The sequence below is a fragment of the Thermosynechococcus sp. HY213 genome, assembly GCF_031460975.1.
Taxonomy (GTDB): Bacteria; Cyanobacteriota; Cyanobacteriia; order Thermosynechococcales; family Thermosynechococcaceae; genus Thermosynechococcus.
The window spans coordinates 1-15,307 of record NZ_JAVKVB010000002.1 but is presented as its reverse complement, the minus strand read 5'-3'; the positions used below and the strand labels follow the sequence as shown (position 1 = coordinate 15,307).

Genomic DNA, 15,307 nt, shown 5'->3' with positions numbered 1-15,307 from the left:
GACCTTCTACACCAAGAACCTGCTCTTGAACGAGGGCATTCGCGCTTGGATGGCGCCCCAAGACCAACCCCATGAAAACTTTGTCTTCCCAGAAGAGGTACTCCCCCGTGGTAACGCTCTCTAGTAACTCGATTTTTGCCACCAATCGCGACCAAGAATCCTCCGGTTTCGCGTGGTGGGCCGGTAATGCTCGTCTGATTAATCTCTCCGGCAAACTCTTGGGTGCTCACGTCGCCCACGCTGGCCTGATCGTTTTCTGGGCCGGTGCCATGACCCTGTTCGAGTTGGCTCACTTCATTCCTGAGAAGCCAATGTACGAGCAAGGGCTGATCCTCATTCCCCACATTGCCACCCTTGGTTGGGGCGTTGGCCCTGGGGGTGAAGTCGTGGACACCTTCCCCTTCTTTGTGGTCGGGGTGGTGCACCTGATTTCCTCTGCTGTTCTCGGCTTTGGTGGGGTTTACCATGCCATTCGTGGCCCTGAAACCCTTGAGGAATACTCCTCCTTCTTTGGCTACGACTGGAAAGATAAAAACAAAATGACGACGATCCTCGGTTTCCACCTGATCGTTCTCGGTATTGGTGCCCTGCTGTTGGTGGCCAAAGCCATGTTCTTTGGTGGCCTCTATGACACTTGGGCACCCGGCGGTGGCGATGTCCGCGTCATTACCAACCCCACCCTTGACCCCACGGTGATCTTTGGCTACCTGCTGAAGTCTCCCTTTGGCGGTGAGGGCTGGATCGTCAGCGTCAACAACCTTGAGGACGTTGTCGGTGGTCACATTTGGATCGGTTTGATCTGCATTGCTGGTGGTATCTGGCACATTCTGACGACGCCCTTTGGTTGGGCACGCCGTGCCTTTATCTGGTCTGGGGAAGCCTATCTGTCCTATAGCTTGGGCGCCCTGTCCATGATGGGCTTCATTGCCACCTGCTTTGTCTGGTTCAACAACACGGTCTATCCCAGTGAATTCTATGGTCCTACGGGTCCAGAGGCCTCTCAGGCTCAGGCAATGACGTTCTTGATCCGTGACCAAAAATTGGGTGCGAACGTCGGTTCGGCTCAAGGCCCCACTGGTCTTGGTAAATACCTGATGCGCTCTCCTACGGGTGAAATCATCTTCGGTGGTGAAACAATGCGCTTCTGGGATTTCCGTGGTCCTTGGTTGGAGCCGTTGCGCGGTCCCAATGGTCTTGACCTCAACAAGATCAAAAATGACATTCAGCCTTGGCAAGAGCGTCGTGCCGCTGAGTACATGACCCATGCCCCTCTGGGTTCTTTGAACTCCGTGGGTGGTGTGGCCACCGAAATCAACTCGGTGAACTTCGTGTCACCCCGCTCTTGGCTGGCTACGTCCCACTTTGTCTTGGCCTTCTTCTTCCTAGTGGGTCACCTGTGGCATGCTGGTCGTGCCCGTGCGGCGGCGGCTGGTTTCGAGAAGGGGATTGACCGTGAGTCTGAACCCGTACTCTCGATGCCGAGCCTTGATTAGAGTCACTGACTTCATCTAACCAAACTCAATCCTCCTTGGCTCCCATCTACGGATGGGGGTCTTTTTTTTAGCAGGACTCAATGCCGAGTATTTTTAACAGTTGCTCAGCAATGCGATCGCTCGCTCCGGGGTCGCCCATGCGTTCTTTGCCATTGGCGGCAATTCGCGCAAGTAAAGTCGCATCTTCCCAAATCTGCCAAAGGGTCGGGATGGCCTCTTGAGGATCATCGAGTAGGAAAATCGAGTCTCCGAGAAGGCGTTTTTGGCGACTAGCAAACTCACGGGTAAACTGGGGGCCTGCACCCGCAAAGGTGATCACGGGTTTCCCTAAGCCCACACACTGCTCTGTGGCTGTGCCGGCGAGGGCAATGCCCCCTTCTGCCCAATGCAGAAATTCACGAAAGTGATGTGAACTTAAAATCAGTTGTTGCTGACCCAACTGCCATGCGCTGGTCTGGGGTAATGCACTGGCGATGGGTTGCCAACCCTCAAGGCTTTGCTCAAGCATCCGTAAATCAAGGCTGGGACTGACAGCGGCAAGACAGGTCAGCGGCTGATCGGGATAGGGCGCCAGTACCCGTAGGATCTGTTGCCAATTGCGGTAGGCCTCAGGGGCACGAGACCCCGGCAGTAGCACAATGGTTCTAGTCGTAAAAGGCGATCGCTCAGGGGGTGGCATCACTAAGTCCATCATGGGATTGCCACAGTAGTGAACCGTGTAACCGAATTGCCGCAACCCTTTAGCGGTTAACTCATCACGGACAAAAATGCCTCGACAGCGGGGCGATCGCCACAACCATCGCTCCCAAGGCAGGTAGTCACTCCCCGCCCAGCCCATGCCCCAACGATAGGGACGCCCCGTCGTGTCATATAGGTAGTAGTCAGACTTAGCAGTGCCGATAAAACTATAGGTTCCCCCTGTGCCATAGGCCAGCAATAGGGGCACAATATCCCCCACCGCCAACAGATGTCCTCCCGATTGCTGCCAAGCTTGAATGGCGCGAATCTGTGATCCCAAGAGTCCCAGCAAACCTGCCTTGAGATCTCGCCATAGCTGTCGCAGATCCATGTAGATAAAGCCCCCAGAGGGGAGTATTTTTCTAGGCTGCAATACAGGAATTCCCAGCCGCGTATAGGCAGACCCTAAGCCCACCAAGGGCAACGCCATTAGGTCTAAGTGTGGACACCGCTGCCGCAAGGCCTGCAAAATCGAGCTAGCGATCGCATCCTCACCGTGGCCATTACTCAGGCAAAGGAGTCGCTTCATGCCTGCATCAACTCAAGAGCTGTAGTAAATCGTGACCAATCATCCGCCTGATCAATGGCCTGCCAAATGTGTTCGATCTGGGAACGAGTGAGGATGACAAGGGGATTGGCTGCCTGTAGGGTTTGGGGAATTGCCGCCCGCTGCCGTGGGCTGGCTTGCTGAAGTAGCTCAAAATAGGTTCTTTTCCAAACCTCTAGCAATTTCTGATCTGCTGGCGTGAGGGTTGAGCTGTTACGAAAGATATGACTGGGATCTACAGCCCACTCAGGGGAGAATTCCTGCCGTAGGCTGACAAAGAATTGGGGATAACTGATGGTGCTGCGGCTGAGAAAAGCTTGGGTTTCTGCCACCAAGGGATGGCCAATTTCTAGAGGAAGGTCTGCCCAACCGAGGCGTTTGAGCATGAGTTTCAAGTAGGTGGTTTGGCAGCGATCGCCAAAGGTCTTTAGGGCAGCTTGCATTTCCTCAAGGGGCATTACTGAAGACAGAGGGATTTGCAGCTTCTCCAAATTCCAAGCACAAATTGCTGGTTGATTGCCGTAGGCGTAGCGGCCATAGTAGTCAAAGTAGGCGGCTGTAAACCCCAAATCATAGTGCTTCAAAAAGACATAGGGACCATAGTCGAAGCTCTCGCCCGTAATGGCCATATTATCGGTGTTCAAAACCCCATGACAAAACCCCGCCACCAACCACTGCGCCGCCAGATCCGCTGTGCGTGCCACTAGCTCACGATAAAAGGTACAATCCCGTTCCTTGGGGTCTGGGATCTCTAGCAAGTGGGGGTAGTAGTAGTAAATGACGTGGTCGAGTAACCGTCGAATCAAGTCCGGTCGCCGCAGATAGTGGAGCCGCTCAAAGGTACCAAAGCGAATATGGGAACGGCCAAGGCGCACTAAGACACTCGATCGCGTCGGCGATGGCTCATCCCCCCGCCAGAGGGATTCTCCCGTTTCCACCAAACTGAGACTGCGAAAGGTGCTCACCCCCAAGCGATGCAGCAGTTCACTGGCCAAAACCTCACGGACACCGCCTTTGAGCGTCAGCCGACCATCTCCCCCCCGCGAATAGGGTGTGATGCCGGATCCTTTCGTGCCAAGGTCATACAGTTGACCATCCACACCGCGAAACTGACCATAGAGAAACCCTCGGCCATCCCCCAAGCGAGCATTGTATTCCCCAAATTGGTAGCCGTGGTAACGCATCGCTAAAAAAGGTTCACGCCCCTGAAACTGGCCAAAGGCCGCAATAAAGTCAGCATCGGTTACCTTGGCGGGATTCAGACCCATCAGGGGTAAGAGGGCATCATTGCGAAAACGCAGAATATGCTGCGGAAAGGTTGCCGCCTGTACCTCGTCCCAGTACTCTTCCCCTAGGGAGAGAAATGCGGGTTCGTACTCAAGGGTTTGAAAGCAATGTCGAGACATTCAGAACATTCAAAGCGGACTCAGCTATTGCGGCGTCTTGGCAGTTTCCCGTTTGGACTTTTTGGGATTGGGGGGATCCACAAGGGTACGCAAGCGCGCTTGAATTTGTTGATGGCGTTCGACCCCCTCAAAGGCAAAGGGGGTGTACCCGCGATCGCGCATCAAACCACGGATATAGCGAATGCGCTCATTGGTCGGCGGGTGGGTAGAAAACCATGGTAACGGTGGCTCCTGATGACGGTATTCCTTCTTGAGGGTGTGCATGAGGTTAAGTAGGCCATCAGCGGCATAGCCTGCCCTCGCCAGAATCCGTGTGCCCAAAATATCCGCCTCTCGCTCCATTTCTCGACTATAGCTAGTCACGAGAATCCCTGTCACATAGCCACCAGCAGGTAATAACCGCGTCAAGTTGGCAGTGGCCGTGCCTTGGGTGACCAAGCGAAAACCGTGGGAGAGCACCGCGTGGGCAATTTCGTGAGCCAGTAAGCCAGCAAGTTCTGCCTCGGTATTGGCTTTGAGAATTGCACCGGAATTGATAAAAATCTTGCCTCCTGGCAGGGCAAAGGCATTGAGATCATTATCTTTTATCACAAAAAACTCATACTCAAACTCATTGCGACCGGCCACTTTGGCGAGGCGTTGCCCCACTTCATTGACATAGGCTTGAACCTCAGGATCCTCAAGGAGCTTGACTTGGCGGCTAATTTGCTGTGCTGCTGAACGGCCTAGGGCAGATTCTCCCTGCATCATCAAGGCCATCATTTGAATCGAGTCCAAGGATAGTAAGGGATTGCCCGTGAGTGCCACACCCACCAGTCCAGTGAGGGCGCCGACAATCATGCCTTCGCGCAGTTGTCCCTGCAGGCGACGACGGAACCGTTGCATTCGCTCTGCGGCTAGTTGCTGAAATTCGGGTGTGGCGGGGTGGTCAGGATTCAGTAGGGCAAAACGTTGGGCGGCAAGAGCCGCTTCTAGCCACTGTTGCTGGCGATCGTAGAGGGTGACGAGGCTACGTTGAATATCGGGTTGATCAGGATAGAGGCTGGCGGCTTTTTCGAGATGGGCATAGGCCTCTTTGAGGGAACCCTGCTGCGCTAGAAACTCAGCGAAGCGCACTTGGCCGGGGATAAACTCTGGGAATTGCTCCACCAACAGCCGCAGGGGCACGGCTTGGGCACTGTAGAGTTGGGAACCCCCTTGAACTTCTCGCCAATAGACTTGGGCAGCGGGGGGCAGTTGACTAATTTCCAGTACAGCGGGGGGGGTGACACGGGGGGGTGGCAAATCTAGGTCAGCCTTAGCCTTTTGGTAATAGGTTTGGGCTGTGACGGTGTCTCCTAATTGCCAGTGGCGATCGCCCTCCCGTAGAAGTGCTAACCGCGCCTCCTGTGCGGCTTGCTCTGCGGTCAGTTCCACTGTTGTTGGAGCTTCTGAAGAATTGTCAGTCGTTCTTGGTGCAGGTTCCACAGAGGGGGCTGCTGAATCATCCTTGATCTCAGTGCTCGTGGGTAGGGGAGCAGGGGATTCTACAGGCGGAACGACTGCTGGGGGGGGCTGGGGTGGCAGCGGCAATAGATCAACAGCAGAGCCTTCAGATTGCGGCAGGCGAGCTTGGGCAAAGGGGTCTTCTTTAATGAGAGCAATCAACTCCTCCTCTGCTACACCCGTTTGGGGTAGGGACATCTCTGCTGCTCTAACCGGTTCAAGAGCCACCCCTAAAAGAAGAACAATACCCAGCGGCCAGTAGCGTAACCCATCTTGCACCATGAAACTGTCCTCAAGCCACCTGATGCTTTATAGTCTAATCACTAGGCATGGGTGAATTGGGTCTTCGTTAGAATTATAGCTATTCAAATAAAGAATGAGACGCTATTCGGCACAATAATTGCGAATCACTTCATCAATAGAATTGTTTGACCCTGCATACATCCATGCTCGCTTCAACGCACTGAACTCGTGCTCAATCACATTCAAAGGAGTGACCTCCTACAATTCTTGAAGGCAAGAGGCCTCAAACCTTAAAAGCCCCTAGGGCGAGATGATCGCCAGCAGAGTCAAAACGGGACTTGGGCGATCGCTTTGAGCGGTTGATGCAGGCTTACTTTCGCATAGGGGAGGGGCTGTTGGCGTTGCGGTCTTAAGCCAAGACTTGCTTGAGCGCCTGAATGACTTGATCCTGTTGGGCAAGGGTCAGGCCATAGTACAGAGGCAAGCTAATCGCTTCTTGGTAGTAGGCCTCGGCGTTGGGAAAGTCTCCCCATTGAAAGCCCAATTGCTGATAGTAGGGTTGGGTATGCACAGGAATGTAGTGGAGATTCACCCCAATTCCAAGGGAACGAAGGGCTTCAAAGACTTCGCGATGGGAAGCTTGAATTTGGTCTCGCTTCAGGCGAATGATGTAGAGATGCCAACTGGAGCGGGTATCAGGATGCTGAAAGGGGAGCGTGAGGGGCAAATCCGCAAGAGATTGATGGTAGCGTTGGGCTAAAAAACGCCGCCGCTCGACAAACTGATCGAGGCGTTGCAGTTGCTGTAGGCCAAGAGCTGCTTGCAGGTCACTCATGCGGTAGTTAAAGCCCAGTTCCAGTTGTTGGTAATACCAAGGGCCGTGGGAGTCGCTCACCATGTGTTGGGGATCGCGGGTAATCCCGTGGCTGCGCAGACGGATAAGGCGCTGGTAGAGGTCTGGATCATTGGTGAGAATGGCACCGCCCTCACCCGTGGTGATAATCTTGACGGGATGAAAGCTAAAAACCGCCATCGTCGAGAATTCACAGCAGCCAATGGGTCGGCCACGGTAGTGACCCCCAAGGGCATGGGAGGCATCTTCGATGAGGGTAAAGCCATAGGTCTGTGCAAGTTCAGCAAGGGCAGCCATCTCACAGGATTGTCCGGCGAGGTGAACAGGAATGACAACCTTGGGAAGCGTCCCTTGCTTTTTGGCAATTGCTAGCTTGTCGGCAAGGGCAGAAACACTCAGGTTATAGGTGTGGGGGTCAATATCAACAAAATCCACCGTAGCACCACAGTAGCGGCCACAATTCGCCGAGGCAACAAAGGTAATCGGCGAGGTCCACAGGCGATCGCCCCCTTGTAGCCCCGCTGCAATACAGGCGAGGTGAAGCGCTGCTGTGGCACTACTAACCACAACGGCATACCGTGCACCACAACAACTGGCCAGTGCTGCTTCAAACTCGGGAACCTTGGGGCCTTGGGTCAGCCAGTCCGATTGCAGGACGTCAACGACAGCCGCAATATCCTCTGGCGTAATGTCTTGGCGACCGTAGGGAATTGTGCCCATTTAGCCCCTGCCTGGGATAAAGTTCGGGTCAACGTGTTGGCGAATCAGAGTGCGCAGCTCCTCGACACTAAGGAAGCGATCGTTGGTGCCAGAATTATAGCTGAAGCCCGGTTTAACCCGTGTTGCCCCTGTTTGGGCACAGTACTCTTCTAGCGTGAAGCGCCCTTGAATGGGCAAAATGGCATAGTACTGGCCTAAATCAACCGTGGTGTAAGAATCGGAAGTGGTAATCATCTCTTCGTGGATCTTTTCCCCTGGACGGATACCCACAAACTGTTGCTCACATTCCGGGCAAATGGCCTCTGCAACATCGAGAATGCGGTAGGAGGGAATTTTCGGCACAAAGATTTCGCCTCCCCAACTGTGCTGCAGTGCCCACAGTACCATTTCTACCCCCTCTTGGAGGGAGATATTAAAGCGAGTCATGGCTGGATCCGTAATTGGTAGGCAGCCCTCACAGCGCTTTTTCAAGAAAAAAGGAATCACTGACCCCCGTGACCCCATAACGTTGCCGTAGCGAACCACACTGAACCGCAGATCACGACCCGCAAAGTTATTGGCAGCAATGAAGAGTTTGTCACTACAGAGCTTTGTTGCCCCGTAGAGGTTGATGGGGGCAGCCGCCTTGTCGGTGGAGAGGGCAATGACTTGCTTGACACCGGTGTCGAGGCAGGCTTGAATGACGTTTTCGGCCCCCATGACATTGGTGCGAATAAACTCAATGGGATTATATTCAGCCGCCGGCACTTGCTTCAGGGCAGCCGCATGAACTACAATATCCACTCTATTGAGGGCACGGCGCAGGCGATCGCGATCCCTAACATCGCCAATGAAGTAGCGGATACCTGGATACTTTTGGTAGGGGAACTCCTGAGCCATCTCGAACTGCTTTAGCTCGTCACGGCTGAAAATGACAAGACGTCGAATATCAGGGAACTGCCGCAACACCTCCTTGACAAACGCACGGCCAAACGACCCTGTGCCCCCCGTCACAAGTACGCTGCTCTCTTTCGTTAATCCTTGGTTCACTCTAGTCAGTCCTCACCGCTGTAGTACCTACAAATTAAACATAAGTATTTAAATTTTAACTCTCAGTGCCATAGTGAAGAACTGTAGACTGTAGCTAGCACTTGACATAAATACTAGCTTTAGTGTATTTTCTTGAAAGAGATGAAAGCAAAATTTTGCTCCAATTCTATAACTATTATCAATCTAATTTAATACATTATGAACCATTTTTTAAGACAAGATCGAAATATTTAAGGTAGTATTCGTTATGAAATATCAGCTAGGTAAAGGAGTTCTTTTTCTCATTTTCAATCGTCCTCATACGACACAACGAGTTTTTGAGGCGATTCGTCAGGTTCGGCCACCAAGGCTCTATGTGGCTGCTGATGGACCTAGGGCAGATCGAGAAGGGGAAGCAGAAAAAGTTGCTGAGGTGAGAAGAATTGCAACCCAAGTAGATTGGCCTTGTGAAGTTAAAACTCTTTTTAGAGAGAAGAACCTAGGATGCAAGGTAGCGGTCAGTAGTGCTATTACTTGGTTTTTTGAGCACGAAGAAAAGGGGATTATTCTAGAAGATGACTGTTTGCCCCATCCTGACTTTTTTAGGTTTTGTGATGAATTGCTTGAATACTACAAACAAGACGAACGGGTTTGGGTTATCACGGGAAACAACTTTCAGGATGGGCAGTGGCGTGGAAAAGCTAGCTATTATTTCTCTAAATATAGTCACTGCTGGGGTTGGGCTACGTGGAAACGGGCATGGTCTAAATACGACGTAAACATCTCATTTTGGCCGGCGTGGAGCAAATCATCAGCGTGGCAAAATCTTCACTTTAACTCTGTTGAGGAGGAATACTGGCGTAAGATTTTTAATCGAGTGTATTCAAGTGAGATTAATACATGGGACTATCAATGGACGGCCTGTGTCTGGTATCATGGCGGGTTAACGGCAACACCCAATGTTAATCTTGTAAGTAATATTGGTTTTGGTTCTGATGCAACTCATACAAAGACTGCAGGTCATATTCATGCAAACTTGCCCGTTTTTCCAATAGGAGAGATTCAACATCCAAGTGAAGTGGCTGTTGATGTAGAAGCAGATAAGTATACCTTCAATGAGCATTTTGGTGGTAAGTTTATACACTCGCCATTGAGTGTAACTAGGCTATTCAAGGAAAAACTTTATCGTTTTTTATTTTTTAAATCAAGTTCTTAGGGAGTAGTAATTGTAAAAATGAGTACATATTATCAGCTTAATAAAATATGTCCTATTTGTGGGAGTAGCCTAGAGTTTTGCTTTTCTCATCAAGTATTAGATAAGTATTTTGCTAAATATTACTTCTGTAAAACATGTGGCTATCTAAAAGCTGATGATCCCTTTTGGTTAGGTGAAGCATATTCATCAGCCATAAGTAAAGCAGATACAGGAATTCTGATCCGTAATTTATCTTTACTTCCTAAAGTTGCATCAATTTTATACTGGCTTTTTAATGAAAGAGGGGAAGGCAGGTATCTAGATATTGCTGGTGGATATGGTATACTAACTCGCTTAATGCGTGATATTGGTTTTGATTGCTATTGGAATGATAAGTACTGCCAAAATTTATTTGCACGCGGTTTTGAATATACTAGTGAGCTAGGGTGTTGTAAGGCTGTCATAGCTATTGAAGTAATGGAACATTTGGTTGATCCATTAACTTTCATGAAGGAAACAATTGCAATGAGTTCTGCCGAAACAATTATTTTCACAACTGAGCTTTTTTCCGGAGATTCACCTCCACCAATCAGCTGGTGGTATTATGCATTTAAAACAGGCCAGCATATTAGCTTTTTTCAAGCAAAAACTCTTGCTAAATTAGCAAATTTACTTAATATGAACTTTTATAGCTCAAACGGTATACATATGTTTACTCGTAAAAATTTGAATAGACTTGCTTTTCACTTTCTAACAACTAGATTTATCAGCCTTGCATCATTCTTAATAATCAAGAAACTAATGCAGTCAAGAACTTTACCTGATCATTACTTAATGCTTAATGATTAAATAACCTCAAGAAAACTAATTCAAACTTTAAGAATTCTAACTAAGGTGATCAGCAATGATAAACCTGTTAATCACTGGAACAGTCCGTAACGTTGGAAATAGTATCTTAAAAAGAGTATTAAAACTAGAAAAGAATCTAAAATCTGCTTTTGATACAAAATGGTTAATTATTGAATCGGATAGTGAAGATGACACTATTGTTGAGTTATTGAAACTAAAACAACTGGTTTCAAATTTCGAATTTATTAGTTTAGGAAGACTACAGGAAAAGATACCTCTTAGAACACAACGACTTGCTTACTGCAGAAATTTATACCTACAGAAGCTAAAAGAATCACCTAAGTATGAGAATATTGAATATATCATGGTTATTGATCTAGATGAAGTAGGTGATCAACTAACCCAAGAATCTATTTCTAGTTGCTTCGAGAGAAGCGATTGGGATGTTTGTTGTGCTTGCCAAAATGGACCCTATTATGACATTTGGGCATTGCGTCATTATTTATGGTCTCCCAATGACTGCTGGAAGAGTTATCAATTCCTAATAAACCACGGCTCTAGTAGGTATACAGCTTTAACCTCTGCTGTATATAGCCGAATGTTAAACATATCTAAATGCAAGGATTGGATAGAAGTCGATTCTGCATTTGGTGGATGTGCAATTTATAAGAAACATATTTTGCTAGATGTTTTATATTGTGGAACAAATGAAAATAACGAAGAAGTATGTGAACATGTTGAGCTTCACAGGCAAATAAAACAAAAAGGGGGACGTATTTTTATTAATCCTAGGTTTATTAATGCTAGAGTTATTGAACATTCAATTTATGCAACTCATTTGGGCTTGGTTAGGCTTTGGCTTAAGGATTTTATTAAGTCTGTAATGGCTTTATTTTTTGGACGATTTTAGAGGCGAGCAACTACCTCGACAGCACTGACTACTGATCCCCCCAAGGCATTAAGGTTGTACCCTCCCTCCAAGCCAATGACAATACAGTGAGTGATCTGCAAGCATTGGTGCATCATCCAGCCATAGTCTGCCTCCTGTAATTCAATGCTAGAAAGGGGATCATCGCGGTGGGCATCGTAGCCCGCACTGATGATGAGCACATCTGCGCCAAATTGCTGCAAAAAGGGCATGACTTGATCTTGAAAAGCAGTGCGATAGGCCGCTCCAGTGGAGCCTGTGGGCATGGGTAAGTTGAGGACGTTGTTGTGGTGCCCGCGATCGCCCCCATCCCCCGTATAGGGATAGGCAGGAAACTCATGAAGTGAACAATAGGCAATCTGAGGATGGTCTTGAACCAGTGCTTGGGTACCATTGCCGTGGTGGACATCCCAATCGAGAATTGCGACTCGTCTTATCCTTGGCAGACTGAGGGCATAGTGGGCAGCAATGGCTGCATTCGCTAGTAGGCAAAAGCCCATTCCCCGCTCCCGCAACGCATGGTGGCCGGGGGGGCGTGCCAAAACAAAAATCGGTTGCTGCCGCTGTACAGCTAAATCTACCCCATCGAGCCACGCCTGTACTGCTAACCGCGCCACGCGATCGCTCTGGTCATTGAGGTAGGTATCAGGATCTAGCCAGCCGCCCCCTTGTGCTGCAATCCGCGTTAATTGGTCTAAATACACCCGACTATGTACCTTTTCCAACCAAGGAGTTAATCCTTCTCCGACAGGTGTAGGTTCACGCCATTCTGCTGCTGGAAATGCTGCCTCTAAGTGCTGACGGATGGCCACTAACCGTTCGGGTCGCTCAAAGTGAAACTGGCGGCAGCGGTGTTCGAGGAAGCGATCGCTATAGATAAAGACAGGGGAAAACATAAGCGCTTGGTCAGGCTGGGTCGTTCCAATCGCCACTTGTATCACAAAGAAATGTTGGATCGAGCACCTGCTCCAACGTGTAGGGATAGACGTCGGGAAAGACTCGCAGAGACAGCAACGTTTCTCGCAAAGTTAAATCTACCACCACCCTTTCGAGGCCATCACTTAAGGATCACTTAAGGCTTCAGCTCCCAAGCTCTGCAGACTAGGGCTCCAGCGCAAGTGCCGCTGAATATTGGTAGTGTCTCCAGAAGCCACTAACACCCTAGCTGTCAAAGAGGACTAAACTCAAGAGCAATCTAGAAAATTTAGAAACTCTAAAAAAGAATCCAAGAATTTCTTTTCAGTCTCATCATTTGCTCTTCCTAGCTCATACCAATCATTGCATTCACTTATATTCCTCATTATGCAGTTTTTCTCTAAAGCTTTTAAGTAAAGAAGAAACTTTTCTCTTGTTAGATCGAATTCTTGGTTGCATATTTTTTTCAAAGCATTAGAGCAATCATCTAAATTGCGTATTGGAAAAACTCCAGGAGCATACTGATAAACATGATAGCCAAAAAATAAAACTGGTTTCTCTTGATATAACGACTCCAAAGTAACGGTTCCAGTAATAGTCGCAACACAAAGACTATTCCTGATTAAATCAAAAGAAGAACAGCGACGAGAAACTAACCTTACTCTAGGGATTCTCAAGATATCGCTGTAGAAACTTGGCTCCCTATATCTACTGGTGTTTAGGTCGTATGTCTGAGCTGGGTGCTCCCTCACATATAACCATACATCCTCTGGTCTTGAGTGAGACAGCCATTCTATCATGATTTTTTGGTTCTCAAAAAACTCGCCCATTGGAAGTGTGGAACATTCGGGTTGATAATGTAGAGGAACATAAATATACGGCTCGTTATCTAAGCAGCTGTTATTTGTGACTGTACATAAACCTTCGTAATAAGTATCAAAGCATGGGTTACCAAATCTAGGTCTATGCCTATTTACTAACTTAAAAGTTCTTTCTACTGGTTTAGCAACTCTAGTTGTTTTTATAATCCTAGCTATTCTTTTCAAAATTCTAATCAATTTTAACTTGGTATATGAAAACTTAATACTAATAGTCATCAAGTATTTTAAAATTTTATTTCTAATTGAATTAGGATTGATAGACTTGGTATTAATAGCCATTAAGTATGCCAATATTTTATTTTTACTTAGCTGATCAAAAGTCTGCTTCATGTAAGGAGGATGTATTTGGAGTTTCTGGTTACTTATAAACTCGGCAAACTGTGGCGACCAGTGACTTATGTCCACAGAATCAGGATCATTGATGTACTTTTGGCACAAGGTATCTACCCTAGGATCTGGAATTCTCCAGTCACTCATTAGGGTGTACGACTTCGAGATTCCTAAGGGGTGAACAAGGATAGTTTTTATAGATATTAGTTTACAAAGGTAATAAATAACTGAATAGTAAGTTTCATGGGGTACAACTCCAAAAAAGAGATTAATTTTTCTATCCCTTAAATACCATGACCAAAATTTTAAGTGTTGATAGTATTGGTCTCTAGCTTGTGTATATGACAAGTTAAGCCATCTATAAATAATAGATATTATTTCTGACTTGTACATTTCCATTGAATTTAAAATGTATCTATCTACTGGAGGTATGCTAGCAAGCAATTTTTGATTGTAAATACAGTGCTGAAGATCATCATGATCCATGATTTCTATAGTAAAGTTTACATTTGAAAATTCTTTAGTCTGTCCATGATACTTAAATGAATTAAATTCATAAATACATAAGCAAAATTCTAGGTCAATAGCAGTTGATAGCATCTTGGCAAAGTAGGGGTGATGTAGAACGATCGCCCTGTATGGAGTTGCCATTTCAGTTTCCCAATACTTACTAGAGTTGCTAATTTTATAATGAAAAGACTAAGGAGTCAAGACCAGTTTGCCATAGGAAAACGCGAAGACTCAACTAGGGAGGATGGTTAGGAAATACTCGGAAATAGTCATTGTTGTCCGCTTGGAAAGCTCTTCGGTAGGTTGCTCCAGTGGAGCCACTGGGCAGAGGCAGATTAAGGACATTGTTGTGGTGCCCGCGATCGCTCCCCTCTCCTGTATAGGGATAGGCAGGAAACTCATGGAGCGAACAGTAGGCGATCTGGGGATTGTTCTGAACTAATGCTTGAGTGCGATTCCCCGCTCCCGCAACGCATGGTGGCCGGGGGGCGTGCCAAAACAAAAATCGGTTGCTGCCGCTGTACAGCTAAATCTACCCCATCGAGCCACGCCTGTACTGCTAACCGCGCCACGCGATCGCTCTGGTCATTGAGGTAGGTATCGGGATCTAGCCAGCCGCCCCCCTGCTGCTGCAATCCGCGTTAATTGGTCTAAATACACCCGACTATGTACCTTTTCCAACCAAGGAGTTAATCCTTCTCCGACAGGTGTAGGTTCACGCCATTCTGCTGCTGGAAATGCTGCCTCTAAGTGCTGACGGATGGCCACTAACCGTTCGGGTCGCTCAAAGTGAAACTGGCGGCAGCGGTGTTCGAGGAAGCGATCGCTATAGATAAAGACAGGGGAAAACATAGGCGCTTGGTCAGGCTAGGTTGTTGCAATCGCCACTTGTATCACAAAGAAACGTTGGATTGAGTACCTGCTCCAACGTGTAGGGATAGACGTCGGGAAAGACTCGCAGAGACAGCAACGTTTCTCGCAAAGTTAAATCTACCACCACCCTTTCGAGGCCATCACTTAAGGATCACTTAAGGATCACTTCAGGCTTCAGCTCCCAAGCTCTGCAGACTAGGGCTCCAGCGCAAGTGCCGCTGAATATTGGTAGTGTCTCCAGAAGCCACTAACACCCTAGCTGTCAAAGAGGACTAAACTCAAGAGCAATCTAGAAAATTTAGAAACTCTAAAAAAGAATCCAAGAATTTCTTT

General features: G+C 48.1%; 13 protein-coding genes and 1 pseudogene. 5 read left to right on the top strand and 9 right to left on the bottom strand.

Annotated elements, in window-relative coordinates; genetic code table 11:
• Positions 1-124, top strand: a pseudogene (locus tag RHK62_RS00755) (photosystem II protein D2); the annotation flags it as partial.
• Positions 108-1,493, top strand: coding sequence for a photosystem II reaction center protein CP43 (psbC, locus tag RHK62_RS00750; protein ID WP_190278038.1), 1,386 nt, complete (start codon positions 108-110; stop codon positions 1,491-1,493). The pseudogene RHK62_RS00755 and the gene psbC, both read left to right, overlap by 17 nt.
• 67 nt (positions 1,494-1,560) lie before the next feature.
• Here psbC and RHK62_RS00745 read toward each other — a convergent pair whose 3' ends face one another.
• The 5 genes from RHK62_RS00745 to pseB all read right to left on the bottom strand — a co-directional run bounded on the left by RHK62_RS00745 (position 1,561) and on the right by pseB (position 8,514).
• Complete coding sequence (locus RHK62_RS00745) at positions 1,561-2,760, bottom strand: lipid-A-disaccharide synthase-related protein (RefSeq protein WP_302678591.1); 1,200 nt, start codon at positions 2,758-2,760, stop codon at positions 1,561-1,563.
• Positions 2,757-4,184: a YdiU family protein gene (locus RHK62_RS00740; protein WP_302678590.1), complete on the bottom strand. Its 1,428-nt coding sequence runs from the start codon at positions 4,182-4,184 to the stop codon at positions 2,757-2,759. The genes RHK62_RS00745 and RHK62_RS00740 overlap by 4 nt, the downstream gene beginning before the upstream one ends.
• Positions 4,185-4,208: 24 nt before the next feature.
• Positions 4,209-5,951 carry a M48 family metalloprotease gene (locus RHK62_RS00735; protein ID WP_310453104.1) on the bottom strand — a complete coding sequence of 581 codons (1,743 nt, stop codon included), beginning with the start codon at positions 5,949-5,951 and terminating at the stop codon, positions 4,209-4,211.
• Between the two features lie 370 nt (positions 5,952-6,321).
• Positions 6,322-7,485 (bottom strand): UDP-4-amino-4,6-dideoxy-N-acetyl-beta-L-altrosamine transaminase, encoded by a 1,164-nt coding sequence (gene pseC, locus RHK62_RS00725; RefSeq protein ID WP_206200636.1) that lies wholly within the window; start codon positions 7,483-7,485, stop codon positions 6,322-6,324.
• Positions 7,486-8,514: a UDP-N-acetylglucosamine 4,6-dehydratase (inverting) gene (pseB, locus tag RHK62_RS00720; protein WP_310453103.1), complete on the bottom strand. Its 1,029-nt coding sequence runs from the start codon at positions 8,512-8,514 to the stop codon at positions 7,486-7,488.
• Positions 8,515-8,761: 247 nt separating this feature from the next.
• Between pseB and RHK62_RS00715 the strand changes: the two genes are divergently transcribed.
• The 3 genes from RHK62_RS00715 to RHK62_RS00705 are packed head-to-tail and all read left to right on the top strand — an operon-like array spanning position 8,762 to position 11,447.
• Positions 8,762-9,709, top strand: a complete 948-nt coding sequence (locus tag RHK62_RS00715; protein ID WP_310453102.1) for a glycosyltransferase family 2 protein — start codon at positions 8,762-8,764, stop codon at positions 9,707-9,709.
• A gap of 18 nt (positions 9,710-9,727) precedes the next feature.
• Positions 9,728-10,537: a class I SAM-dependent methyltransferase gene (locus RHK62_RS00710; protein ID WP_310453101.1), complete on the top strand. Its 810-nt coding sequence runs from the start codon at positions 9,728-9,730 to the stop codon at positions 10,535-10,537.
• Between the two features lie 55 nt (positions 10,538-10,592).
• Entirely contained in the window at positions 10,593-11,447 is an 855-nt protein-coding gene (locus RHK62_RS00705; RefSeq protein WP_286626157.1) for a hypothetical protein, read from the top strand.
• Here the strand turns inward: RHK62_RS00705 and RHK62_RS00700 are convergent.
• From RHK62_RS00700 to RHK62_RS00690, 4 genes are all read right to left on the bottom strand, one after another.
• A complete protein-coding gene (locus tag RHK62_RS00700) occupies positions 11,444-12,397 on the bottom strand; it encodes a histone deacetylase (protein ID WP_310453100.1) in 954 nt (317 codons plus the stop codon). The two genes, RHK62_RS00705 and RHK62_RS00700, sit on opposite strands and share 4 nt — an antisense overlap.
• Before the next feature lie 252 nt (positions 12,398-12,649).
• Positions 12,650-14,242, bottom strand: a complete 1,593-nt coding sequence (locus tag RHK62_RS00695) for a hypothetical protein (protein ID WP_310453099.1) — start codon at positions 14,240-14,242, stop codon at positions 12,650-12,652.
• Positions 14,243-14,336: 94 nt separating this feature from the next.
• Positions 14,337-14,603 (bottom strand): hypothetical protein, encoded by a 267-nt coding sequence (locus RHK62_RS13075; protein WP_399377866.1) that lies wholly within the window; start codon positions 14,601-14,603, stop codon positions 14,337-14,339.
• A gap of 83 nt (positions 14,604-14,686) precedes the next feature.
• A complete protein-coding gene (locus RHK62_RS00690; RefSeq protein ID WP_310453098.1) occupies positions 14,687-14,953 on the bottom strand; it encodes a hypothetical protein in 267 nt (88 codons plus the stop codon).
• Positions 14,954-15,307: the final 354 nt, after the last annotated feature.

Excerpts from the sequence above, each read along its gene's own strand:
- RHK62_RS00735 (WP_310453104.1), bottom strand. The coding sequence starts at position 5,951 with ATGGTGCAAGATGGGTTACGCTACTGGCCGCTGGGTATTGTTCTTCTT.
- RHK62_RS00715 (WP_310453102.1), top strand. The coding sequence starts at position 8,762 with ATGAAATATCAGCTAGGTAAAGGAGTTCTTTTTCTCATTTTCAATCGT.
- RHK62_RS00705 (WP_286626157.1), top strand. The coding sequence starts at position 10,593 with ATGATAAACCTGTTAATCACTGGAACAGTCCGTAACGTTGGAAATAGT.
- RHK62_RS00740 (WP_302678590.1), bottom strand. The coding sequence starts at position 4,184 with ATGTCTCGACATTGCTTTCAAACCCTTGAGTACGAACCCGCATTTCTC.
- RHK62_RS00690 (WP_310453098.1), bottom strand. The coding sequence starts at position 14,953 with ATGTTTTCCCCTGTCTTTATCTATAGCGATCGCTTCCTCGAACACCGC.
- pseC (WP_206200636.1), bottom strand. The coding sequence starts at position 7,485 with ATGGGCACAATTCCCTACGGTCGCCAAGACATTACGCCAGAGGATATT.
- RHK62_RS00710 (WP_310453101.1), top strand. The coding sequence starts at position 9,728 with ATGAGTACATATTATCAGCTTAATAAAATATGTCCTATTTGTGGGAGT.
- RHK62_RS00695 (WP_310453099.1), bottom strand. The coding sequence starts at position 14,242 with ATGGCAACTCCATACAGGGCGATCGTTCTACATCACCCCTACTTTGCC.
- RHK62_RS00745 (WP_302678591.1), bottom strand. The coding sequence starts at position 2,760 with ATGAAGCGACTCCTTTGCCTGAGTAATGGCCACGGTGAGGATGCGATC.